The organism is Leptotrichia sp. oral taxon 223 (assembly GCF_013394795.1).
In the GTDB taxonomy this organism is placed as follows: domain Bacteria; phylum Fusobacteriota; class Fusobacteriia; order Fusobacteriales; family Leptotrichiaceae; genus Leptotrichia.
In genome coordinates, this window is the sequence record NZ_JABXYU010000001.1 from 1885730 (window position 1) to 1911275 (window position 25546).

At 32.5% G+C, this 25546-nt stretch carries 22 protein-coding genes and 2 tRNA genes; 12 read left to right on the plus strand and 12 right to left on the minus strand.

Annotation, left to right across the window (positions count from 1 at the left end):
- The first annotated feature begins 41 nt into the window (after window positions 1-41).
- From HW275_RS08965 to HW275_RS08985, 5 genes are all read left to right on the plus strand, one after another.
- Window positions 42-251 (plus strand): hypothetical protein, encoded by a 210-nt coding sequence (locus HW275_RS08965; RefSeq protein WP_146961257.1) that lies wholly within the window; start codon window positions 42-44, stop codon window positions 249-251.
- Between the two features lie 140 nt (window positions 252-391).
- Window positions 392-1228 (plus strand): SDR family oxidoreductase, encoded by an 837-nt coding sequence (locus HW275_RS08970; protein ID WP_178936197.1) that lies wholly within the window; start codon window positions 392-394, stop codon window positions 1226-1228.
- Window positions 1229-1496: 268 nt separating this feature from the next.
- Window positions 1497-1577 (plus strand): hypothetical protein, encoded by an 81-nt coding sequence (locus HW275_RS12435; RefSeq protein ID WP_255460084.1) that lies wholly within the window; start codon window positions 1497-1499, stop codon window positions 1575-1577.
- 383 nt (window positions 1578-1960) lie between these two features.
- Window positions 1961-3571, plus strand: coding sequence for a PAS domain-containing protein (locus HW275_RS08980; protein ID WP_178936198.1), 1611 nt, complete (start codon window positions 1961-1963; stop codon window positions 3569-3571).
- Window positions 3572-3821: 250 nt separating this feature from the next.
- Window positions 3822-5345, plus strand: coding sequence for a hypothetical protein (locus HW275_RS08985; RefSeq protein WP_178936199.1), 1524 nt, complete (start codon window positions 3822-3824; stop codon window positions 5343-5345).
- 192 nt (window positions 5346-5537) lie between these two features.
- Here HW275_RS08985 and HW275_RS08990 read toward each other — a convergent pair whose 3' ends face one another.
- Both HW275_RS08990 and pfkB read right to left on the minus strand, forming a co-directional pair.
- A complete protein-coding gene (locus HW275_RS08990; protein ID WP_178936200.1) occupies window positions 5538-7454 on the minus strand; it encodes a fructose-specific PTS transporter subunit EIIC in 1917 nt (638 codons plus the stop codon).
- Window positions 7455-7579: 125 nt separating this feature from the next.
- Window positions 7580-8497, minus strand: coding sequence for a 1-phosphofructokinase (gene pfkB, locus HW275_RS08995; RefSeq protein ID WP_178936201.1), 918 nt, complete (start codon window positions 8495-8497; stop codon window positions 7580-7582).
- Between the two features lie 195 nt (window positions 8498-8692).
- Between pfkB and HW275_RS09000 the strand changes: the two genes are divergently transcribed.
- The 7 genes from HW275_RS09000 to HW275_RS09030 all read left to right on the plus strand — a co-directional run bounded on the left by HW275_RS09000 (window position 8693) and on the right by HW275_RS09030 (window position 15414).
- Window positions 8693-8778 (plus strand) — tRNA-Leu (locus HW275_RS09000).
- Window positions 8779-8865: 87 nt separating this feature from the next.
- Window positions 8866-8950: transfer RNA gene (locus HW275_RS09005), tRNA-Leu, on the plus strand.
- A gap of 192 nt (window positions 8951-9142) precedes the next feature.
- Entirely contained in the window at window positions 9143-10135 is a 993-nt protein-coding gene (locus HW275_RS09010) for an ABC transporter ATP-binding protein (RefSeq protein ID WP_178936202.1), read from the plus strand.
- A 604-nt stretch (window positions 10136-10739) separates the two neighbouring features.
- Window positions 10740-11702: an ATP-binding cassette domain-containing protein gene (locus tag HW275_RS09015; RefSeq protein WP_178936203.1), complete on the plus strand. Its 963-nt coding sequence runs from the start codon at window positions 10740-10742 to the stop codon at window positions 11700-11702.
- Between the two features lie 3 nt (window positions 11703-11705).
- Complete coding sequence (opp4B, locus tag HW275_RS09020; RefSeq protein ID WP_178936204.1) at window positions 11706-12668, plus strand: oligopeptide ABC transporter permease; 963 nt, start codon at window positions 11706-11708, stop codon at window positions 12666-12668.
- An 11-nt stretch (window positions 12669-12679) separates the two neighbouring features.
- Window positions 12680-13612 (plus strand): ABC transporter permease, encoded by a 933-nt coding sequence (locus tag HW275_RS09025; RefSeq protein WP_178936205.1) that lies wholly within the window; start codon window positions 12680-12682, stop codon window positions 13610-13612.
- 20 nt (window positions 13613-13632) lie between these two features.
- Window positions 13633-15414 carry an oligopeptide ABC transporter substrate-binding protein gene (locus HW275_RS09030; protein WP_178936206.1) on the plus strand — a complete coding sequence of 594 codons (1782 nt, stop codon included), beginning with the start codon at window positions 13633-13635 and terminating at the stop codon, window positions 15412-15414.
- A 199-nt stretch (window positions 15415-15613) separates the two neighbouring features.
- Here the strand turns inward: HW275_RS09030 and HW275_RS09035 are convergent, their stop codons facing one another.
- The 10 genes from HW275_RS09035 to HW275_RS09080 all read right to left on the minus strand — a co-directional run bounded on the left by HW275_RS09035 (window position 15614) and on the right by HW275_RS09080 (window position 25273).
- Window positions 15614-16291 (minus strand): thymidylate kinase, encoded by a 678-nt coding sequence (locus HW275_RS09035; protein WP_178936207.1) that lies wholly within the window; start codon window positions 16289-16291, stop codon window positions 15614-15616.
- Between the two features lie 51 nt (window positions 16292-16342).
- Window positions 16343-16777, minus strand: a complete 435-nt coding sequence (locus tag HW275_RS09040) for a HutP family protein (RefSeq protein WP_178936208.1) — start codon at window positions 16775-16777, stop codon at window positions 16343-16345.
- Between the two features lie 44 nt (window positions 16778-16821).
- Window positions 16822-17259 (minus strand): type II 3-dehydroquinate dehydratase, encoded by a 438-nt coding sequence (gene aroQ, locus HW275_RS09045; protein ID WP_178936442.1) that lies wholly within the window; start codon window positions 17257-17259, stop codon window positions 16822-16824.
- 29 nt (window positions 17260-17288) lie between these two features.
- Complete coding sequence (locus HW275_RS09050) at window positions 17289-17783, minus strand: shikimate kinase (RefSeq protein WP_178936209.1); 495 nt, start codon at window positions 17781-17783, stop codon at window positions 17289-17291.
- A 54-nt stretch (window positions 17784-17837) separates the two neighbouring features.
- Entirely contained in the window at window positions 17838-18026 is a 189-nt protein-coding gene (locus tag HW275_RS09055; protein ID WP_178936210.1) for a DUF4250 domain-containing protein, read from the minus strand.
- 14 nt (window positions 18027-18040) lie between these two features.
- Window positions 18041-18910 carry a hypothetical protein gene (locus HW275_RS09060; protein WP_255460053.1) on the minus strand — a complete coding sequence of 290 codons (870 nt, stop codon included), beginning with the start codon at window positions 18908-18910 and terminating at the stop codon, window positions 18041-18043.
- A 32-nt stretch (window positions 18911-18942) separates the two neighbouring features.
- Window positions 18943-19851 carry a hypothetical protein gene (locus HW275_RS09065; protein ID WP_255460054.1) on the minus strand — a complete coding sequence of 303 codons (909 nt, stop codon included), beginning with the start codon at window positions 19849-19851 and terminating at the stop codon, window positions 18943-18945.
- On the minus strand, window positions 19784-20599 hold the full coding sequence (gene aroE, locus HW275_RS09070) for a shikimate dehydrogenase (RefSeq protein ID WP_178936211.1): 816 nt from the start codon (window positions 20597-20599) through the stop codon (window positions 19784-19786). Before aroE ends, HW275_RS09065 begins: the two co-directional genes overlap by 68 nt.
- Before the next feature lie 202 nt (window positions 20600-20801).
- A complete protein-coding gene (locus HW275_RS09075) occupies window positions 20802-21977 on the minus strand; it encodes a chorismate mutase (protein WP_178936212.1) in 1176 nt (391 codons plus the stop codon).
- An 830-nt stretch (window positions 21978-22807) separates the two neighbouring features.
- Window positions 22808-25273, minus strand: a complete 2466-nt coding sequence (locus tag HW275_RS09080) for a glycogen/starch/alpha-glucan phosphorylase (protein ID WP_178936213.1) — start codon at window positions 25271-25273, stop codon at window positions 22808-22810.
- Window positions 25274-25546: the final 273 nt, after the last annotated feature.

Here is a 25546-nt window from a genome sequence, read left to right on the forward strand (position 1 = left end):
GGGAGATTTTTTGGAAAAAATAGAAATTAGAGGTGGTTAAAATGATGTATACGGCAGAAATAAAAAATAATGAATTAATTAATGAATTTAAAAAAGCAGTAGAAAAAACTGGAAAAAGTGAAAGTGAAATTTTAGTTCAATTAATGTCTAATTTTGTTGAAAAAAATAAAATAACAAAAAGTTCAATGGATATTTTATTTGAAAAAATGGAAGAAAATAAAGATGTTTTTATCAGAATGCGTGATAAATAATGATTAAATATTTTGAAGTTTCTGATATTTTGAAAATACATAATAAAGTTTTAAAATTATCAGGTGGATTAAAAGGATATAAAGATAAATCGGGAATAGAAAAAGTATGTATGAAATTAAAAAAATAGGAGGGAAGCAAAATGGCTAAAATAGCAGTAACTGGAGTGACAGGACATTTAGGCGGAATTGTTTCAAAATTATGTAAGAAAAATGGAATAGAAGTTAGAAACTTAGCTAGAAATGTGGAAAAAGCTAAAAAACTTGGATTTTCTAATGTTTTTAAGTCGAGTTATGATAAATCTGAAGATACTGTGAAATCGTTAGAGGGAATTGATGTGCTTTTTATGGTGTCAGGTTCGGAAAATCCTAATCGTGTTCAGCAACATAAGGATTTTATTGATGCGGCTAAAATGGCAAAAGTTTCGCACATTATTTATCTTTCGTTTTACAATGCTTCAAAAAATTCTGTATTCACGTTGGCTAGGGATCATTTTGTAACAGAAGAGTATATTAAGGAAAATGGTTTCAAATATACATTTTTGAGGGATAATTTTTATGCGGATTTCTTTGTAAATCTATGTAGAGAATACGGAGAAATAAAAGGACCTGCTGGGAACGGAAAGGTTTCTGTTGTAGTGCGTTCAGATGTTTCGGAAGTTGTTGCAAAAATTTTGGAAAATCCAAAAAAATGGGAAAATCAAACTTTGAATATGACGGGGCCTGAGGAACTTACAATGAATGAAATTGTAAAAATTGTGAGTGAACATTTTGGCAAAGAAATTAAGTATACTAATGAAACTGTAAAAGAAGCTTATGAAAGCCGTAAAATCTGGAAAGCTGAACAATGGGAATATGATTCTTGGGTTTCGACTTATATTGCAATTGCTCAAGGTGAACAATCAGGAGTTTCAGATGATATTGAGAAAGTTTTAGGACGGAAAGCTACCTCATTGATGGAATATTTGAAACAATTGTAGTTAAAAAAATAATAAAATAATTTAATAGAATTTTGGTATTAATTTGATAAATCAAACTACATAAGTAGATAATGAAAAGTCGGCTTTGAAGCTGGCTTTTTATTTATTTAAAAGTTAAGAAGAGTTTTAAATTATAGGAAAGAATTTATTAGAGAGAGGAGAAGGAAATGACACTACAGCAACTAAAATATGTGGTTACAGTCGCTGAAAAAGGGCGGCAAAAGAGCTGTTTGTTTCACAGCCAGCACTGACTAAGGCTATAAAGAAATTGGAAGATGAGATGAATATCAGGATTTTTAGCAGGACGAATAAAGGAGTTATTGTTTCTAGGGAGGGGATAGGTTTCTAGGATATGCCAGGCAGGTTTTGGAACAGACTAATTTGTTGGAGGAGGAATATAAGAAGGGGAATAAGATAACTCGGAGATTTTCTGTGTCTACACAACATTATTCGTTTGCAATGAATGCTTTTGTGGACGTAATTAAGAAGTTTGGGGATAAAATTAATAATAATTTGATTTATATTTATAAAAGTGTGTTGTTTATCACACTTTTTTTTGTGAAAATATGCTAAAATAACTTTGAGAATCAAAATATAATTGAATCTTTTTATATCAAATTGATAAAATTAAATAATGCTGAGGTTTGAGTAGAATAGTTATGATTTTAAAATCTTAACAAAACAGTTTTATTTAGTTGAGAAAAGATTATAAAAAAATAGAAGGTGGTTATTATGGCACAGGATATGAAGAATTATCTAAAATTAGATCTTGAGAAAATTGAGAAAATGACTCAGATAAAAAAAGATTATATTGAAGGAAAGACTGACTTTGAAACTACTAAAAAATTGATAAAAGAGAATTTTGATAAAATGACGGCAAGTGAGTTTGCTTATTCGGAGCAGAAAATTAAGGAACTTGGATTTGATGACAATACAGTTCACGATAAGATGAATGATGTTTTGGGACTTTTTGAGGATATTATTGTGAAGGATGAATTTGACTTGCCTGAGGGGCATCCGATAAATACGTATCTTTTGGAAAATGAGGCAGCAAAAAAATTGATTGCGGAAATGAAGGATGAATTTGGGAAAAAATTTATAAAGAATAGATGGCTTGAACTTTATGAAAAATTATCACAATTTAACCCTACTCATCTTGCAAGAAAACAGCATCAGTTATTTTCAATATTAGAGAAAAAAGGATTTGACCGTCCATCAAGAATAATGTGGAGCTTTGACAATAATGTACGGGATAGCATAAGTGAAGCATATAAATTACTTGAAAATGATAAAATTGAAGAATTTTTGGAAAAACAGGAAAATGTGTGGGAATTGACGCTTGATATTATGCATAAGGAAGAAGAGGTGCTTTTTCCAACTTCGATGAAAATGATTAGTGAAGAAGAATTTAAGCAAATGCGTGCAGGAGATGATGAAATTGGATATTTCCTGATTGACAAGCCGACTGGATTTTATCCTGAAAATAAGGGAAAACAAGATGATGATAGTGATCAGTTTGTAAAAGAGGAAATTGTAAAATCAGAAACTGTTGCTCAGAATAATCAAAATACTGGAAACTTTATAAATGATCTTGCAAGCCTTATGGCAAAATACAATATGGGAAATCAAAATGAAAATAAGGAAAATGAAGTTTTTGATGTGAAGCAGGGGAAATTGACGATTGAGCAAATTAATCTTATTTTTCAGCATATACCTGTGGACTTGTCATTTGTTGACGAAAATGAAATTGTGAAATTTTATACGGACACTAAACATAGAGTTTTCCCAAGAAGTGCAGGAGTTATAGGGCGTGATGTTAAAAATTGCCATCCGAGAGAAAGTGTGAGTTCGGTGCTGGAAATAATAGATGCTTTTAGAAAAGGGGAACAGGATGAGATTGATTTCTGGCTAGAAATGCGAGGGAAATTCATTTACATCTATTATGTGGCTGTAAGGGATGAGAATGGTGTGTTTAAAGGTGTGCTTGAAATGATGCAGGATGTTACAAGAATTAGAAGTTTGACAGGGGAAAGAAAACTTGTGACTTGGGAAAATAAAGCTAAAGATGAAAAAAAAGAAGAAGCTGATGAAGTATTTACAAGCAAATATAACTTGACTGGAAAAACTGTAATAGGGGACATTGTTAAAAAATATCCTTATATCAGGGAATATATGCCATTAATTTCTCCAGAGTACAAACGTCTTTTAGATCCTGTTCAATATATGATGATGTCTAAAATAGCAACTCTTCAAATGATTGCAATGCGTGGAGAATTGGAACTCGATTACTTGATTATGATGATAGAGGCTAAAATTGATGAGGAAGAAAATAAAAATAAATAAATTTTGAAATTTGTTAAATAGACCTGTTCGATAACCTAGTTTTTTTTATTTTCAAAAGAGGTCAAGATCCCTTGCTTTAGAACATTTGTTTTATCAAATTCTAAATACATATAGTTTCCGAATAAGTCTAATATAAATATATATTAATTAGACTAATTTGTAATAAAAATCATTAATTTGAATATTTAACAATAAATTTCTTATAAAGTGTGATATAATAACAAAAAAATGATGAATAACGGATGTGGAAATGAAAAATTATTTAAAAGAGATAAATCAACGACTTGGAAATATTTTTATAAATATTCGGACTTTGGAGGAATTGGAAAGAAAGACAAGAAGTGTGACAGATGAGGAAAACAATGTTCTTGAGTATAATCAGAATATTAGAAAAGTTAATGATTTTATAAAAAAAGGGGAATTTGAGAAGGCAAGAAGACTTCTGGAAGAGATGAAGGGGTTTCATCGGATGGGATACTATGAACTTGGAAAGTATTATTACTTTTGTGAGGGGGATTTGAGCAAGGCGGAGAGCAATTTGTATATTGCGTTTGAAAATGGGATTGTGAAAGCCGGGTATTATTTGGGGCGGCTGGAAGAAGAGAGCGGGAATGTGAATTTGGCTAGAAACTGGTATGTTACGAGTTTTAATTTTTCTGAGCAGTCTGTTATGAAGCTGTTTTATTTTGCGATAAGGGAACAGAATTTCTGGGCAATAGATGGATATTTTTATTATTTGTTGCAATACGGCGAAAGTGCTAAAAATCTGTATGAATTTGCAAAATATTATTTTTGGAGAAATGATTTTGAAAAAATAAAGGAAATTCAGAATAAACTGCTGAATGAAAGCCAGATTCTGTATTTGACGAAAGAAATTTTATACAATGTTGAATGTATGCTTGGGGATGAAAAGAGCAGGGAATATATAAAATTTGTGGAAAATGCTAAAAATCTTGAGAAATTAGGAGAAATAGAAAAAGCGGAGGAATTTTATAAAAAGTCAATTGAGTATAGTGAATACGGGTATTTTCCGTTAATGGAATTTCTTGTGAAAAATTATGACGATGAATATGAAGAGTTTGAAAGAATATATGAAACTGTTGATTTTGAAGATGTACAGGCTGAGGCAGCTTATAGATTGGGGCAACATAAAGAAAATTATGGTGATATGGAGTTGGCTGCTGGATGGTATGTAAAAGCGATAACCAAAGGGCATTACAAAGCAGCCTGTCGAATGGGGAAATTAAGGAAAAAACATCAGTCAGAAAAAATAAATTTAAAAATGAACTTTTTTGATTATTTTAAATACTTAAAAAATTCAGCGGATCTGGGATATGGATTAGCAATGATTGAAATAGCGCTTGATTCACATTTGAACAGTCTGGAAAGTTTTGAGATGGCAGAGAAGATTTTGACAAGGAATAATATTTTTGAACTGACAAAGGCGGTAATAAATGAGGCAAAAATGATTTATTTTGGGAATGAGATTAAGGAAGTTCTGGAAATAAATTATGAAGAGGAAGATATGAATACGATAAAGATGTTATTTGAAAATGAGGCAAAAAGGAATAATAAGCAAATTGACGAAATTGAATATTTAACTACAAAGAATAATTTACAAAGAAATTTGGAAGTTATTGAGGGAGAAAGAAATATGGAGAAACAGCAAGAAAAACGAAAAATTACATCTTTAAATTTATTTCATAAATTAAAAAAATTTTTGGAAAATCGTAATTTATACTTGAATTTTTCAAGCAAAGCTAACAAAAACTGAACAAATCTCATAGTTGTGTAAAATAGTTATAATTTTTTGAGTTTAGTAGATTTCGATAACTATCTAATTGTTAGAGATAAAGAATATCAAGTTGATAAACAAGTCTAGCATAAGAAATAGAAAAAACCGTTTTAAATGAGTTAATCAAATAAGACGGTTTTTTGTTATTTACTATAAATTGTACTTAAAATTTTAGTCTTTTTTTACAACAGGTTTTAATGTTCCTAGCACGAAAGCTGCTACAATACTTCCAATAATAACTGCTACTAAATATAAGAAGAAGTTGTTGCTCAATGCCATTACTAAAATTCCGCCATGTGGAGCGGGTATTTTTATGTTGAATAAACCTGTCAATGCTCCTGCAATTGCTGAACCAATAACACTTGCTGGAATAACTCTCGTAGGATCTGCCGCCGCATAAGGAATTGCACCTTCTGTAATAAATGAAAATCCCATAATGTAGTTTGTAAGTCCAGCTTCTCTTTCTTCGTCAGTAAATTTATTTTTGAAAATAGAGGATGCTAATGCAATTGCGATTGGAGGAACCATTCCGCCTGCCATAACAGCTGCCATTGGTAAACTTCCGCCTGAAGTCATTGTAGCTGCTAATGTTCCAGAACCAAATACATAAGCTGCTTTATTTACAGGTCCTCCCATATCAATAGCCATCATTCCGCCAAGAACTGCACCCAATAGAACAGCGCTTGAACCAGACATTCCGTTTAACCAGGTATTTAAAGCATTATTAATTATTGCTGCAAAAGGATTTATAACAAGTACCATTGCTACACCTGTGATTAATACTGATAAAACTGGATATAAAAGTATCATTTTTAATCCGCTTAAAGATCTTGGCATACCAGATAATGCTTTTACTAAACCTTGTACAACATATCCTGCTAAAAATCCACCAAGCAATGCGCCAATAAACCCAGAGCCACCTGCTGACGCAATAGCTCCTGCTACTAATCCTGCAGCAAGTGCCGCTCTTTCACTAATACTATAGGCAATATATCCTGCTAAAACTGGTACAAATAATCCAAATGCTTGTCCGCCAATATCTTTTAACATTTTAGCTAGCGGTGCTTTAGAACCATATTCTGCTCCAGCTCCACCATTACCAGATAATGTGTCAACTAAAAATGCCAACGCAATCAATATTCCACCACTTATTACTAATGGAAGCATATATGAAACTCCACTTAATAAGTGTTTGTAAAGTCCTTTTTTCTCAGATGAAGATGATTCAGAAGAAGCCGCAGAAGAACCGCTTGCATGGAAAATAGGAGCTTTTCCATCTAAAACTTGCTGAATCAATGCTTTTGCGTTGTTAATTCCTTCTTTTGCCTCTACTTGAATTAATGGTTTTCCATCAAATCTGTCAACTTCAATATTTCTGTTAATTGCTAAAATTACACCTGTAGCTTTTTTAATATCTTCATCAGTTAAGACATTTTTTCTTCCATCGGCACCGTTTGTTTCAACTTTTATGTTTATTCCCATTTCGTCAGCCGCTTTTTTCAGGGCTTCTGCTGCCATATAAGTGTGGGCAATTCCTGTTGGACAGGCTGTTGCTGCGATTATGTAAGGAGCGTTTTCATCTGATGGAGTCTGTGCAGGCGCTGCTTCTTTCTTTTCTTCCTCTGCAAATTTTTCTGCCTCAGCCTTGTTAATGATTTCCAATACTTCGTCGGCAGTTTTTGCATTTTCTAATGCCGCCTTAAAATCATCATCCAGTAATAATTGTGATAATCTTGCAAGTGTTTCGATATGAGTGTTGTTCGCACCATCTGGAGCTGCAATCATGAAGAACAGTGTCGCAGGCTCTCCGTCTAATGAATCATAGTCGATCCCTTCAGGCTTTCTTCCCATAGCAAGTGCAGGCTCTTTTACAAATTCTGTTTTTGCATGTGGAATTGCAATTCCTTCCCCAATTCCAGTTGAACTTTGCTCTTCCCTCGCCATCAACGCCTTAACGTAACCGTCATAGTCATTTAAGACACCTGTTTTTTCATGCAATTTTGCAAGTTCTTTAATAACATCTACTTTATTTGTAGATTTTACATCCAGATTTATTCTATCTTTAATCAGTAAATCTGATATTTTCATATTTATACCATCCTTATTAAATTTATTTTTGTATTTAACATAATAAAACCACTTTAAAATTCGATCCAAAAATCATCATTATTTTACTCAAATTGAAATTTGATTTTTATTAATTTAAGTTTATTTTAGAAAGTTTCTTTTGTAATTTCAATTTCGCTGTATAATTTATTTACTAAATCTTTTTCCGCAAGTCCATAGGAATAAGCTGTTGCACTTCCTGAAGCGACTGCCAGTTTAAATGAATCTTCTGGAGAAAGACCTTTTACAAATCCAGCGATAAATCCTGCAACCATAGAATCTCCTGCTCCGATTGAGTTAATCAGCTGTCCTTTTGGAACTGATGCTTCCAGCACAAAATCCTTATTTACAAGCAATGCACCTTCGCCACCTCTGGAAAGAATAACATTTTTTACACCTTTGTCTAAAAAGAATTTACATTTTTCCACAATTTCAGCCTTTGTTTCCAATTTTTCATTAAACATTTCCCTCAGTTCGTGAATGTTTGGTTTTACAAAAAGGTTGTTATGAATGTTGTCCTGCAATAAGTTTCCTCTTGTATCAAGCACAATTTCCACATTGGCTTTTACATTTTCAGATAACTCTTTGTAAATTTTGCTGCTAATTGAAGCTGGGATACTTCCTGAAAGCACAAGAATATCTCCATCTTTCAAATTAGAAATTTTGTTAGTCAGTTCCTGTAATTTTTCCGCTGTAATTTTTGGTGAAACTCCTGTAAGTTCTGTTTCCTTGTCATTACCATTAACTTTTACGTTAATTCGAGTATTTCCTTCAAGTTCCACAAATTCAGATTTTATGTTGTCCTTTTTTAAATCCTTAATAATAAAATCCCCAACAAACCCAGCCACAAAGCCAATTGCCGTAGATTCCACATCCAGATTTTTCAATACTTTTGAAACATTAATTCCTTTTCCTCCAGCCCTATAATTTACTTCGTGAGCAAGATTCAGATGTTCAGCCTGTAAATCATCCTTCAGATACATGTCATAATCCAGCGCTGGATTCAATGTCAATGTGTAAATCATCGTTCTCCTCCTTAAATTTAACTATTTCTAAGCAATGTTTTCCACTATAATATTTATAACATTTGCTAATTAAAAAGTCAAACAATTTAATTATATTTTATTATTTTTTCTGATTGACAATTTAGAAATTTCTATGTATAATAAGTTTAGTTAATGGAATAAATAAATTAATTTTTTATATATATAAAAAATTATGCGAGTGTGGTGGAATCGGTAGACACGCTATCTTGAGGGGGTAGTAGCTTTTAGCTGTATGGGTTCAAGTCCCATCATTCGCACCACCGATTAAATAAATTTCTATATAAAATTATTTTAAGAAAAAATATATTTTTCAACAAATTTCAACAAAACTAACTAAAAAATAATTTGCGAGTGTGATGGAATTGGTAGACATGCTATTTTCAGAGGGTAGTGGCAGTAGCCGTACGGGTTCGACTCCCGTCACTCGCACCACAAAAAACAAATGATAATTATATAAAAAATCACAGTTATTTAGGCTAGCTGTGGTTTTATTTTTTATAATCGTAAAAATTATTATGTAAATTTTTTGAAAATTATAAGGTAAAATGTTAAAATCTGTGTTACAATATTATTATTATAAAAAAATAAATTTTTTAATTAAAATTTTTGTATGAGGAGAAAAATATGGAGCAAACTGAAACATTGATAAAAATTAACAATCTTGTTACAAGTTTTCGGATAAAGGATGAATATTTTCCTGCTGTGGATAATGTTTCGCTGGAACTTAGAAGAAATGAGATACTGGCAATAGTGGGGGAGTCAGGCTGTGGGAAAAGTACGCTTGCGACATCTATTATTGGGCTGCATAATCCGAATAACACTAAATTAGAGGGAGAAATCAATTTTGAAGGGAAAAATTTGGTAGAAATTGATGAGGAAGAATATAATAAAATTAGGGGAAATAAAATTGGCATGATATTTCAGGATCCTCTATCGGCTTTAAATCCGTTTATGAGAATAGGGGAACAAATTGAAGAGGGAATGATTTATCATACAAAATTGTCCAAAACTGAAAGAGAAGACAGAATGCTGGAATTACTGCAAAATGTAGGAATAAAAAATCCAAAACGTATAGCAAGGCAATTTCCACACGAACTATCGGGAGGAATGCGTCAAAGAGTAATGATTGCAATAGCACTTTCCTGCAAGCCTGAAATTATTATAGCTGATGAGCCGACAACTGCACTGGATGTTACAATACAGGCACAAATACTGGATTTGCTAAAAACTTTACAAAGTGAAATAAATGCTGGAATTATCCTGATTACACATGATTTGGGCGTAGTTGCCGAAATGGCAGACAGAGTGGCAGTAATGTACGCTGGAGAAATTGTAGAAATCGCAAACGTAAATGATTTATTCAATAATCCAAAACATCCCTACACAAGATCTTTACTAAATTCAATCCCGCAACTTGACACAGAAACTGAAAAATTACACGTAATTCAAGGAATTGTTCCGTCATTGACTAAATTAACTAGAACAGGATGCCGTTTTTCTCAAAGAATCCCCTGGATAAAGGAAAGTGAGCACGAAAAAAATCCAATATTGCATGAAGTTGGAGAAAATCATTTTGTGAGATGTACTTGCTGGAAAAATTTTCATTTTGAAAAATAAACCATAGAGTTAACTTATTTTTAAAGTTTTAATATAATAAATTTTTTGTTAATAAATATTTTTTCTGTATTTTCTTTTTTTATAAGTAAAGGGGATTATTCGCCATCTCCTTTTATTTCGCAATACTAGTTATTTTAATTTCTTCAAATTATAATATTTTAAGATATAGGCTAAAGTGCTAAGCACTAATCCCAACTCGTCTAAGAATTTTTAGTTTAATTATTGCAATTAATTTAACTAAAATAAAAATCAAGCAAAATTTCGTTAAAGAAAAAATAACTGTTTGAGATTTTGGGTTAAATTTTAAATTATATTCAGTTATTGGTGTTAAAATAACTTTAATTTAAAATCGAGTTTTATTTTTTCTTTATTAAGAAAGTTTTGCGTAAAGCGGGGGAGTTCGTAGAACGTTTCGCCAGTATCTCTAAGTAGCAGTCAGTTAAAGATGTTAAAATAACTGTTATTGCGAAAGAGGGTATGGCGTTTGATACCTCTGCGTTAAAAAAACTAAAAATATAAAAGAAAAAAATTATTAATTAAAATAAATTAAATATTTTAAAATTTAGGTTATTAAATAATATTAAAGAAGGGAATAAATAAAAATATGAGTTTTATTGAAGTGAAAGACTTGAAGGTTCATTATCCTATTCGTGGGGGTTTTTTCAATAAGGTAATTGATTACGTTTATGCTGTGGATGGAGTCAGTTTTGTTATTGAAGAAGGGAAGACTTACGGACTCGTGGGGGAGTCAGGGTCTGGGAAATCTACGATTGGGAAAGCGATAATTGGGCTGGAGAAGATAAAAAGTGGTAAGATTATTTATGAAGGTAAGGAAATTGATGGAAAATTTAGGAATAGAAGAAGTGAATATAATAGAAATGTGCAGATGATTTTTCAAGATTCGCTATCTAGCTTAAACCCTAAGAAGAGAGTGCTTGACTTGATTTCTGAGCCTTTGAGAAATTTTGAGAATTTGACTTTAGATGAGGAAAAGAGGAAAGTATCAGAACTGCTGGAAATTGTAGGAATGAATAGGGAAGATATTTACAAATATCCGCATGAATTTTCTGGCGGACAGAGGCAAAGGCTGGGAATTGCACGGGCTGTTGCGACTAAGCCTAAGTTGATTATTGCGGATGAGCCTGTATCGGCACTTGATTTATCGGTTCAGGCACAAGTTTTGAATTATATGAAAGACATTCAGGAGCAGTTTGGGCTTAGTTATCTCTTTATTTCCCACGATTTAGGAGTTGTAAAACATATGTGCGATTATATGTTTATAATGTATCGTGGAAGGTTTGTGGAAACTGGGACAAAAAATGATATTTATAAAAATCCTGAACATTTTTACACAAAACGGCTAATTGCCGCAATTCCAGAAGTACATCCTGAAAAAAGGCTGGAGAATAAAAAAAGAAGGATAGAAATTGAAAAGGAATATTTGAAAAATGAAAAAAAATATTATGATGAAAATGGACGTGTCTTTGATTTGAAAAAATTGACAGATACCCATTTTGTCGCTCTTAAAGATGAAATAGTGAAAAATAATGGAAAAGGGGGAAAATAATCAATGTGGAAAACAGTTTTACGAAGAATTCTGGTTATGATACCGCAATTATTTATACTTAGTCTATTAATCTTTGTTCTGGCAAAACTTATGCCAGGAGATCCGTTTACTGGGCTGATTACACCACAGACTGATCCTGCGGCACTTGAAGAATTACGAAGAAAGGCGGGATTGCTGGATCCTTGGCATATTCAGTATGTAAGATGGCTAAAAAATGCCGTTTCTGGAAATTTGGGAATGAGCTACACTTATAATGTTCCTGTAAAGACGCTTATTGGGGAACGGGCAGTAAATACGTTTATTTTGTCGCTGCTTAGCCTTATTTTGACATATTGTATTGCAATACCCCTTGGAATGCTTGCTGGACGTTATCAGAACTCAATGCTTGACAAATTTGTTACATTTTATAATTATGTGAGCTATGCGATTCCGACTTTTGTGCTTTCGCTTATAATGATTTGGTTTTTTGGATATACGCTTGGATGGTTTCCAACAACTGGATCGGTGACGGCTGGACTTAATACTGGCACTTTGGGGCATATTTTGGATAGGATTTATCACATTATATTGCCTGCGATTACGTATGCGTTGCTGGGGACAACTTGGATTGTGCAGTATTTGAGAAATGAAGTGATTGACGCCAAGAATCTGGATTATGTAAAAACGGCGAAAAGTAAGGGAGTGCCAGAAAATAAGGTTTATTCAAGACACATTTTCAGAAATTCGATTTTACCAATTGCAGCATTTTTTGGATATTCGATAACAGGGCTTCTAGGAGGTTCGATTTTTATTGAAAAAATATTTAGTTATCCTGGAATGGGAGGACTGTTTGTAAATTCAATTATAACACGGGATTACAGCGTTGTCACAGCATTAATACTGCTGTTTGGATTTTTAACATTGCTTGGAAGTTTGCTTTCAGACATTATTCTTAGCATTGTTGATCCTAGAATTAGAATAGAGTAGGTGGTGAAGGGATGTCTAATAATGAAATTTTAAAGGAAAATAACGAAAAAGTAGAAAATTTTGACGAAATTAAGAAAAGCGACAAACCGACTGGAATTAGTGTTATTGTAAGGGAGATTTTAAAGGACAAGCTGGCGCTTGCTTCGCTTATTATTCTTATCATACTTTTTGGAATAATTTTTATCGGATCGCTTTTTGCAAATCAGGAGGAAATTATGAAAATAAGCCTTCTGGATAAATATGCCATTCCTATGAAAGAGGGATTTTGGCTAGGCTCTGATTCTGGTGGGCGTTCAATATTGGGGCAGTTGATACTAGGTGCTAGAAACTCGATTATTATTGGTTTCACAATAACGATTTTAACATCAGGAATTGGGATATTTTTTGGACTTATTGCAGGATATTATGGAAAATGGGTGGACAATGTGATTATGAGGGTTATTGACTTTATTACAATTTTGCCTACACTTATGATAATTATTGTATTTGTTACTATTGTTCCAAAGTATACGATAGCGACTTTTGTGCTGATAATGAGTGCATTTTACTGGGTTGGAGCAGCAAGGCTGATTAGAAGTAAGGCACTTGCAGAAAGTCAGAAAGATTATATTTTGGCTTCAAAGACTATGGGAACAAAGGATTTTACGATAATTTTCAGGGAAATACTGCCTAACTTGAGTTCAATTATAATTGTGGAATTGACATTAGGTTTTGCTGGAAATATTGGAATTGAAACAGGGCTTAGTTTTCTTGGCTTTGGATTGCCGCTTTCTACTCCGAGCCTTGGGACATTGGTTGGTTATGCAGCGGATCCGGAAGTATTGTCTACAAAATTATGGATATGGCTTCCAGCGTCAATATTGATTTTAATTATGATGCTGTGTATTAATTATGTCGGGCAGGCTTTAAACAGAGCGGCTGACGCAAAGCAGAGAAGAGGATAAAACTAAAAAAGGAGAACAATATGAAAAAATGGAAATTAATAATCACGTTTCTTGTATTAATATTCGCAGTTTCGTGTAATCCTGGTAAAAAGAGAAGTGAAATGCCAGGAGCAAAACTGAATTTATCATTATTTCCAGAAAAAACGTCAAATAATGAGCCTGTGGTGGAAGGCGGAACTTTGCAAGTGGCGATAGTAAAGGATGATCCATTGGTTGGGGTTTTTAATGAAACATTTTATTCAGATGGTTATGATGGCGAGATTATCTCAATGTTTTTGAGTTCGAGTATATTTGAAGTGGATGAAAATTTTGAGATAACAAATACAGGACCTGCCACTCTTACAGTTGACGCAAAAAATAAAAAAGCTACAATAAAAATAAAAGATGGCATAAAATGGTCTGACGGACAGCCTCTAACAGCTGATGACATTATTTTCCCTTATGAAATTATAGGAAATAAAGATTATACAGGTGTGAGATATACTGAAGAAACTCAGAAAATTGTTGGGATGAAGGAATATCACGATGGGAAAGCCCAAAATATTTCAGGAATAAAAAAAATAGACGATAAAACGGTGGAAATTTCCTTTTTACAACTAGGACAAAGTATTTACACAGTTGCAAACGGTTTATCCGGAAATGCAATACCAAAACACTATTTAAAAGGTATTCCGATAAAGGACTTGATTTCATCGGATAAAATTAGGATAAAACCAGTAACATTGGGACCGTATAATTTGACAAAAGTTTCACGTGGAGAGAGTCTGGAATTTACGGCAAACCCGTATTATTACAAAGGAAAGCCAAGGATTGACAAGGCGATAGTGCAAGTGGTAAACTCGCAATCAATAGTGGCTGCGTTAAAAGCTGGAAAATATGATTTTGTATTGGATATGCCGGATTCACTGTACAATAATTATAAAGATTTGAAAAATATAGAAACTTTAGGGCAACAGGATTTGTATTATTCGTATTTAGCCTTTAAATTGGGGCATTATGACAAGGCTAAAGGTGAAAATGTGACAGATCCGAATGCCAAGATGTCAGATGTGAGACTACGGCAAGCACTTGCATACGGTATAAATGTTGAGGAAATAGCACAGGCATTTTATTTTGGGTTAAGACAGGAAGCGACTTCAGCAATTCCTCCTGTTTTCAAGAAATATTTTCCAAAGGATTTGAAAGGTTATCCGTATAATCCTGAAAAAGCAAAACAGTTATTGGATGAAGCGGGATACAAGGATGTAAATGGCGATGGAATCCGTGAAGATAAAAATGGAAAGCCTTTTGAAATAAAGATGGCATTTATGGCAGGAGGCGATGTGGCAGAGCCGCTTGCTCAAAACTATATTCAAAGCTGGAAAAAAATAGGAATAAAAGCTGTTCTTACATCAGGAAGATTGCTGGCTTTTCAGAATTTTTACGAAAAAGTGCAAGGAGATTCTAAAGATATAGATGTGTTCTTTGGAGCATGGGGAGTTGGAACAAGTCTAGATCCGACTGGTTCGGCAGGAAGAAAATCCCAGCTTAACTTTTCTCGTTTTGTATCGGAAGAAAACGACAGATTAATAGGTGAAATATTAGGAGAAAAATCATTAACAGTTCCAAATTATAAAGTGGAAGCCTACAAGAACTGGCAAAAATACTACATTGGACAAGCAGTGGAAGTCCCATTAATGTACAGATACAAGCTTTATCCAGTAAATAAACGGCTAAAAAATGTGTACATTGGATATGATTCATCAAAAAAAGATGAGGGTATTCATAAGTGGGAATTGACGGCAGTTACGCCAATGAGATAGTTTTTTACAGGATTTAATATAACTTTATTTTCTTTTATAAATAAAAATAAAATAACTAATAAAAAATGTAAGGGCATGATAATAACAGTGCCCTTACTTAAAAATATAATATAAAAATTTAAAATTTGTAAGTTTGATTTTAAGATGGTTTTATTATGGTTTAGAGATAGGTTAAAACAATGTGTAAATAAAAACAGCATTATATATTTTTCAATACTATTTCCAGCATTTCATCATTTATATTCTCTATTGCTCTCAAATTATTCTCATTAACACATGAAATTACATTCCAGCTGTATTTTTCTGATAAATCTTTAGCAACTTCATATGCATTTTTTAAATAATTTTTGTCTTTTTCATGAATATCTTTCTCTTTTTTACCAGTTATTTTATTTTCCCTGTCTTTCATAAGTTTTTGACTAAACTCAAAAGGAATGTCCAGAAAAAACACAATATCTGGCTTCGGTATTCCAATTTTATCCCATTCCAGATCTATTAGCCAATTTAAATATTTTTCTTTCTCAGCTTTGTTCAAAATTTTGGGTGCTTGATGAATCATATTTGAAATTGTGTATCTGTCACTAATAACAATGCCGCCATTATTATAAAAGTCTTCCCATTCTGTCTTAAACGAGGCAAACCTGTCAACTGAGTAAAGAACCGAAGCCGCATAGGCATTCACACTTTCAGCCGTTTTTCCAAATTCACCTGCAAGATACATTTTCACTGGCTCGGAGGCTCTGCTTTCATAGTTTGGGAAAGATATTTTTTTTACCTTGTTTTCCCCTTTTATTTTTTTCAGTTTGTTGTACAGCAATTCTGTCTGCGTCTGTTTTCCGCTTCCGTCTGTACCTTCAATAATTATTAATTTTCCCATTTTTAATTTCCTTGTTATTTTATGTTTAACTGTATTTTTATTTTATAAATTTTATTTCTCATTATCAAGTATTGAAACAGAACGATGAGCAACAGAAGTTATTACTTCATTGAACTGTAATATTCCCACGCTTAGAAATATCGCCACAGCCAGATGCTCTCCTTCTCGTGCCAATCCAATTTTCCCGCCGACACTAAGTCCATTTATAATTGCTTCAATTTGGCTCATTGCTTCACGCATTGCACCGATTACTGCGCCATCGTGAGCATGAACATCTTGAATCAGGGTATTTCGTTTTGCCGCTATTAATGCGCTTTCAATAAATTTAAAACGGGACTGGGGCATTGCGCCGCCGACATTTACAGCAGCGGTTTTTATCCCGATTTTTCGGTAGTCCTGCATCAATTTTTTTTCTTCATCTCGTGAAGAAATAGCCATTTTTAATGCTGTTCTGCATATTTCTACACTTTTATTATTTTCTTCCATTTTGGAATCTCCTTAAAGAATAATTTTTTTTTAAATTGACTCATTTAATTTTCGTCCTTTATCAGCAGTTCCACAGCTTCTACATATCCATCCTTGCCTTTCCCGTGAATTTGGGCAATGCAGGCAGGCGCCGTAACTGAGATTTTTCTAAAATCTTCCCTTTCGTGAATATTGCTCAAATGTACTTCCACTGTTGGAATTGATATTGACTTTATTGCGTCAAGAATTGCATAGCTGTAATGAGTATAGGCCCCTGGATTTATTACAATTCCATCAAAGTTCCTAAAATATGCCGACTGTAAAAAATCAATAAGCTTTCCCTCCGAATTTGACTGTAAAATATCAATTCTCACTTTTTTGTCTGAAAATTTATCTTTTATATAGCTGCAAATGCTTTCATAATCCTCGTTTCCATAAACATTTTTTTCCCTGATTCCTAAAAAATTCAAATTAGGGCCATTTATAATCATTATTTTTTTCATTTTCATTTTACCATCCTCATTTTTTTAGCCTAAAGCTTTCCTTTTAAAGATGTAATTATTCTATTCACAATTACATCCATATCGTCATTATTTTTTATAATAATATCTGCATATTTTCTATACAAATCTATTCTTTCATCATACAATTTCTGAATATTGTCAATATCCTGCAAAAGAGGGCGATTTTCGTGATTTTCCTTGGAAATATCGGCAATTGCCCTATTTAAAAATATTACGATTCCATTTTGCTTCAAAATATCAATATTTTCCTTCTTTTTAACGGCTCCGCCGCCTGTCGAAATAATAATCCCCTCTTTTTCCGACAATTCCTTCAAATACTTTGTTTCAAGTTCCCTGAAATATTCTTCCCCTTCGTTTGAAAAAATATCCGAAATAATTCTGTCTTCCTTTTCTTCCAAATATTTATCAATATCTAAAAGCGGATACCCTGTCTTCTTTGAGAGCCAATATCCAACCGTGCTTTTCCCGCAGGCGGGCATTCCAATTAATACAATATTTTTCATAAACTATTTACCTTTTCTATGTTTTTTATTTTCAGAATTACGTTTTTTTAAACATTACATTCTTTTAAACTGATTTTCACTTTCCACATACTCGTATCCCGCCTCACTAAATCTGTTTAAAAGCTCATTTTTATCAATACCGTAGTAATTCACCAAGTCATTTAAATTTAGAAATTCATCCCGCAATTTCATATTTACAAGGCTGTAAAGCAGCATTGTATCCTTTGTTTCAAAATTTATCATTTTTTGCTCCTTTTTTACAAAATTATTTTTACTTTTGACTCGTCATTTTCATCAATATTTTCAATTACAACATTTTTACTTGCATCTGCAAATAGAGTATAGTATTCATTTCCACGTTTTTCTATAAAATCCCCGATTCTGACGTTTTCAGTGCCAAGATTTCCGGCAACTTCATAAATTTCATTATAGATTGTTTCCAGAAAGCCAATGTCAAAAATTGTGAATAATTGTGGCTCATTGTCTATTCTAAGAAATGCTTTTTCAGGAAGAATGAAGTATAATGTTGATTCATATCCCATATTTATTCCGAAAATAGAATATCCACGGTGCTCCAACTCGTAATTTATAATTGAATACAAAATATCCACAAGCGATTCATCGTATTCCAGTTCCTTTGAGCGGATGCTTTCCCAGTTTACGTTCAAGTCATCGGGATTTATCCCTTTTCTTGTGAGCAGGCTTCTAAACCCGTCAGTATAGCCTTTTGCCATAAAGTCGTAAAGATAGGTGTCTGAATATTTTATTAAATATTGGTAATAAAAATCTGAAAAAGTTGCGATTTTATTGTTAATGTTTTCATCATTTAAAAATTCTTCACCAAAATATTTTTTTACAGTTTCTTCTGGCTCAAATAAATATTCCCTTCTAGCTTCCACATATTTCAAAAAGTTATCTGAATTTAATACTTCTGCGGCAAAATCATCAAGTTCGTTGTAAACAGACAGATCAAGGTGCTTACTTCTGTCAGTTAAATTTATATATTTTCTATCCCTTGAAATTTCTTTTTCCTCTTTTATTGGGTTTTCCAAAGTATAAACTTTCTCATCTTTTTCCTCAGTTACATTTTTGAAATCTTCATTGCTGTTAAAATTATTTTCACTCATTTTGGCTCCTTTCGTTTTCTAACTTTTATTTGTTAATTATCTGTCTTTTTTTCGATTGCCTGAATTATAAATCTAATATTGGAAATAGTTTCAAATTTTACTATTTTTTTCAATTTTTCCTTATTTTCATATGACAATGAAGATGTATCCACATAGTTGTCAAACCACTTATCGTAATTGTTATATGACTTTCTAATTTTTTTTAGGCTTGATTTTGAGGCGGCTGCCGCTTTTTTCATTCCTTTTCCTTCATTTCCTCTTACATCCAGCAGCCTTTCCAGCTTATCGTATTCCTCATTTACAATTGACTGCATTTTGCTGGCTGGCATTTTTTTATAATCTTCTTTATCAATTTTATCTCCTGAACTGTACAGATAATCATAAATTGCATTTATATTTTCATCCACAGTTTTCGCATCTTTTTCAGCTTCAAGATAAGTATTCATATTTAGGTTAAATGTTTCCAGCAGCAAGTAATTATTAGTATAGGCATACGACTGAAATTCTCCCGTATCAGCCAGAAACGCTCCAAATGCATTTTGTAAAAATTTCCGGTATTCCACGACATAATCGCTGTAGTATGCATACATTGTCCTAAAGTTGGAACGCCGGTTTCCTGAAAGCCTTGCAAACTCCCTGTCAAAATATGCTCGGTTTTCATTATACAAAGTTGACATTACTTCCGTGTAAGTTGAATTTGCAACAGCCGTCCTATCTTTGGCAGACTTAAAGTTTTTATCAAAAACTGCCTTCTGTCTTTCATTTCCTGCATCAATAATTTCCTTGTTTGTCCGTGCAAAATTAAAACTTGTAAGAACCAGTATTCCAAATATTACTTTTTTTAACATCAAATTTCCTTTCTTCTCATCTTTTTTATTTATATAGTTTTTTTGATAATCTTTTGTGTATTTCTTCCAGAATTTCTGTTCCATATTTTTCATTGTGCCAAATCTCTTCTGATTTTATTGCTTGCGAAATGAGCATTGTAAGTCCGTTTACAACTTTTACGCCCTTTAATTTATATTTTGTCATAAGAACTGTTTCTTCGGGATTGTACACAATGTCAACTACTGCATTCGCATCAATTAGATTTTTCTTATCAAGCGGGCAGTTATCAATGGCGGGGTACATGCCAACTGGTGTACAGTTCACAATTAATTCAATGTCCCTTAATGATGAAATCGCTGAATAATGAAGCAGCCTATCCTGCGTTCTCACCTTGAACGGATCGTTTTCAATAATTGTAGCGAAATAAATATTTTCTGCCCCGTTATCAACCAGTGCATTGTAAATTGCCTTTGAAGCCCCGCCAGTTCCCAGCACAAGCACTTTTTTACCATTCACGTCAATATTATTTAACTCTAGGGTTCTCAAAAATCCAAAATAATCGGAATTATCTCCAACCAGCTTTCCGTCTTTTAACGTTACCGTATTCACTGCCCCAATTTTTTTAGCAGTTTCCGACACTTCATCCAGATATTTAATAACTTCCAGTTTATAGGGAATTGTAACATTTATCCCGTTAAACTCCCCATTTCTCACACTTTCCATCAGTTCCCCAATCTCATTAATTTCCTTTTCAATCATTTTATAGCTGGCTTTTTTCCCAGTCAGCTCAAAAAAAATCTCATGAATCTCCTTTGAATAGCTATGTCCCAATTTTTCCCCTAATAATCCATATTTTTCCATATTTTTCCCTCTTTCTGCAAAATTAAACGTTTAAACTATCTACTACTTCTTCTGTCAATTCCTGAATTTGTCCAAAATTTATCTAATCTCATTTCACACAGATTCCTTCAAAATTAATCTTAACCTGAAAATTTAAATGAACACATATTTTGAGCTAAGCAATTCAACTTTTACGTTCAATCTTAATTTATTACACCATTTTTTATATTTTTAAATTATACAATTTATAATTTCCCAAAATTTGTAAATAATTTGATTTTTCTCTCATTTCCTCCAGTGCCATTTTTACCTTTCCGCTGGACATATTTCCCTCAAAGTCAATGTAAAAATAATATTCCCAAGGTTTATTTGCTCTCGGACGTGATTTCAGATTTACCATATTCAGCCCATACTTATAAAAAATCTGCAATAATTCGATTAATGCTCCTGATTCATTATTAGCGCTGGTTATGATGCTTATTTTATCACTTCCGCTGATTACAGCATCTTCATTAGAAATGATAAAAAATCTTGTATAATTTTCCTCTTCGTTATTAATATTTTCTTTCAGTAATTCCAAGTCGTATACTTCTTTTGTCTTCATATTTGCAATGCAGGCGTTTTCCTTTTTATTTTTTGACGCAATATATTTTCCGCTAATTGCAGTATTTGTCATCCGGTTAAGATGCCATTCGTGCTTTGATAGAAATTCCGAACACTGCATAAAAGCCTGCTCGTGAGAATAAATATTTTTTATATCCTCGATCCTGCTTCCTTTTATGCCAAGCAAGTTATGTGAAATCTTATGCCTAACTTCCCCTATTATATGAATATTTTTCGTATTAATCAAGTCAATGCTGTCCCGCACTTCTCCCACAATGGAATTTTCTATCGGCAATATTGCAATGTCAATTTGATCAGTATGCACAGCCTCCACCAAGTCCCTATGCGAATTAAAATGAAAAATATTTTTATTCTCTTCAATATTATAAACATTTAAATTTCTGTTATTTTTAAGCAGGTTCATAAGCACTTCATAGGCATAGGAACCTGGCACTCCAGTATATCCCAGCCTTTTATTTCCCAGTTCCAGATCATTCACATATTTAGTTGAAATCCCAATTTTAAATTTCTGATATTCTTTGCTGGAATTCATAATATCCTTTAAGATAAGTTCAATATAATGCTTCAGTTCGCTATTTTTCACTCTTTCCAGATTTTTTTTGACGACTTCCTTTTCCCGTTCCTGATCAAAAATCTTTTTTCCAGTCTGCTTCTTAAATTGTGCAACTTCCTGTACAATTGTCAACCTTTCCTCCAGCAATTCTACGAGCTGGCTGTCCAGTTTATCAATTCTTTCCCGGATTTCTTTCAAATCCAAATTTTTATTTATATCCATTCATCATACCTTTTTCTTTAGATAATTTATACTATTTCCCATTTAAATAGTAGAAATCAAAAAATTTATGAAATTAAGTCATTTTTTATAGGGTTATGTTATCATATAACCTATGTAACTATTAAAATATCCTTTAATTAAATTTGATCGTTTAGTATCCATATAAGGGATTTTTGTTTAAAAAAACTGCTTATAATAAATATTTTTCCTATAGTTTTTATGTTTTTTTTATAAAGATTATTATATTTAAGTTTTAGGCTTTTACATTTTAAAAATATTAAATAAGCAAAATTTCGTTAAAGGAAAAATAACTGTTTGAGCGTAGTTTTACGAAGCGAGTTTTATTTTTTCTTTATAAGAAAGTTTTGCGTAAAGCGGGGTTGTAAGGGCATGGCGTCTGATGCCCTTACGTTAAAAAAACATATAAATGAAATAAGAAAAAGCATTTATTAATCATAACATTTATAAATAAAATTACAAAAGTCTTTAAGATGGATACTTAAGAATTAAATTTGATTTTTTTAACAAAGTTATCAAATTAATTATTATAGAATTTTACTTCTATTTTTTTAAATGGGATTTAGTATTAGAAATTATAGTCAATCCATTCAAAAATTGGAGGTACAATCTTCTGCTCTTATCTTAGACTGGAATTGCTATAAAATATTTATTACAGTTAATAAAGAAACTTTCCTTTCTTTATATTTTAACAAATGTAACTTAGTATAAATTATACTAGAATAAACAAGAAAAATCAAGAAAAATAAAAAAAGGAATTACTTCTAAATTAAATTAAAAATAACTCCTTTTTATTTAGACAATGTTTTTTATTAATCTTCTATATAATCTTGAATTTTAACTGGCTCAATATTCCAAATTTCTTTTGCATATTCGGCAATTGTTCTGTCTGAACTGAATTTACCTGCATTTGCAATATTTTTAAGAGCTTTTCTAGTCCATTCCCTTCTGTCCTTGAAGGCATTTTGAAGTTTGTCCTGAGCTTCTCTGTATGCTGCGAAGTCTTTTAATAGGAAGTACACATCTGGACGGGAACCGTCTACTCCGTATAGCAATGAATTTTGCAGCTCTCTAAAGATTCCTGTGTGGTTATCGTCATAAGTTCCGTCACCTAACTGATCTACAACTTTCTTGAGCCCTTCCACATTGTTATATTCATCAAATGGATTATATCCGCCATTTGCCTGATAATTTTCAACTTCCTGTGCAGAAAGTCCAAAAATAAACGCATTTTCTAACCCGACTTCTTCAACAATTTCCACATTTGCTCCGTCCATTGTTCCAAGAGTTAATGCGCCGTTTAGCATAAATTTCATATTACCGGTTCCAGATGCCTCTTTACTTGCTGTAGAAATTTGTTCTGACACATCTGCTGATGGGAATATTTTTTCTGCAAGCGATACTCTGTAGTTTTCAAGGAATACAACTTTGATTTTTCCGTTAATGTCGCTGTCGTTGTTTACTTTTTCCGCAACAGAGTTGATTAATTTGATGATTCCTTTTGCACGTCTGTATCCGGCAGCTGATTTTGCTCCGAAGATAAATGTTCTTGGCTCAACATCCAAATATGGATTTTCTTTTAATTTGTTGTACAAGTCCATAATATGAAGCACATTTAATAGCTGTCTTTTATATTCGTGCAATCTTTTAACTTGAATATCAAAGATGGAATTAGGATTTACTTCGATTCCTGTCGTATCTTTTATATATTTAGCCAATTTTTTCTTGTTATGTAGCTTAATTTCAGAAACTCTGTTTAAAATGTTGTCGTCATCCAGGTACTGCTCCAATTTTTTGAGTTCGTACAAGTCTGTAATCCATTTGTCTCCGATTAATTCTGTAATTAATGCGGCTAACTCCGGATTTGCTTTTAATAGCCATCGTCTTTGAGTAATTCCGTTTGTTTTGTTTAGGAATTTTTCAGGATACAATTCGTTCCATTCCTTTAATTCGCTGTTTTTAAGAATTTCTGTATGTAATTTTGCAACTCCGTTTACTTTGTGTGAACCTACGATTGCAAGCCATGCCATTCTAACTTGTCCGTTTCCAATGATTGACATTTTGTTTATTCTTTCCCAGTCTCCTGGATATTTTTGCTGCAGATCTGCAATAAATCTTCTGTTAATTTCTTCGATAATTTGGTAAGTTCTTGGAAGTAGTGGCTGGAATAGTGAAATATCCCATTTTTCCAGAGCTTCTGATAAAATTGTATGGTTTGTGTAGGCAAATACGTTTTTACAAATGTTCCAAGATTCATCCCATCCTAATTTTTCCTTATCTAGGAAGATTCTCATCAATTCAGGAATTGCAACTACTGGGTGAGTGTCATTTAACTGAATTGCAACTTTGTCTGCAAATTTAGAAAAATCATTTCCGAATACAGATTTGTATCTTCTGATAATATCCTGTAATGAGGCTGATGTAAAGAAGAACTGCTGTTTTAGTCTTAACTGTTTTCCATCTTTTTCAGTGTCGTTTGGATACAATACTCTTGAAATATCTTCAGCTTGAACCGCTTTTGCAGAAGCCTGCAAATAAGTCTGCTCATTAAATAATTTCAAGTCAAATCCTTCAGGCGATCTTGCTTCCCATAATCTTAGCGTGTTTACAGTATCGTTTCCATAACCGATAATTGGCACATCGTAAGCCACAGCGTGAACTGTTTCAGTATTTACACGTTTAAAGTATTCTTTTCCAAATTCATCACGATGAACTTCAATTTGTCCTCCAAATTTTACTTCAAAAATTCTGTCCATTCTTTTGATTGACCAAGGATCTCCGTATTTTGTCCAGTCGTCAGGATATTCTATCTGGAACCCGTTTTCAATTTTTTGCTCAAACATTCCGTATTTGTATCTAAGTCCGTATCCAAGTCCTGGTAATGCCAATGTTGCAAGTGAATCAAGAAAGCATGCCGCAAGTCTTCCAAGCCCGCCGTTTCCAAGCCCTGCGTCCATTTCACGATCTTCGATTTTGTTGATATCTACACCTAGTTCATTCAATGTTTCCTTAATAATGTCGTTAATTTGCAAATTAATCAGATTATTTCCCATAAATCTTCCCATTAGAAATTCCGCTGAGAAATAATATATTTGTTTTACCTGTTTTTTAGCGTAAGTTTTTTTAGTATTATACCATTTTTCCACTGCATAATCTAAAGCTGCCCTTGAAATTGCATAGTATAGTTCAAATTCATGGGCTTCCTCAAGGGTTTTTCCATATTGTCTTCTCAGTTTCCTAAGAATACTTCCCTTTAATTCAGCTTTATCAATTTTCATATTTCCTCCTAAATATTTTTTTTCACTTCAACTGTATCACTTTTTTAGCATTATTTCAATACTTTTTTGCTAAAATTAATATCATTTATCCATTATTTTAATTTTGTATAATAAAATATACAGGAATTTTTTTGATGTCAGACGACATATTATCAAGCCGAGTGCGCTAAAAAGCAAAAATAATATGGAAGATGTAAAATAAAATATATAAAAAGAAATCAAATTGTGATATAATAATGTTTGGAATAAAACAACAAATAAGGAGAGGGTATA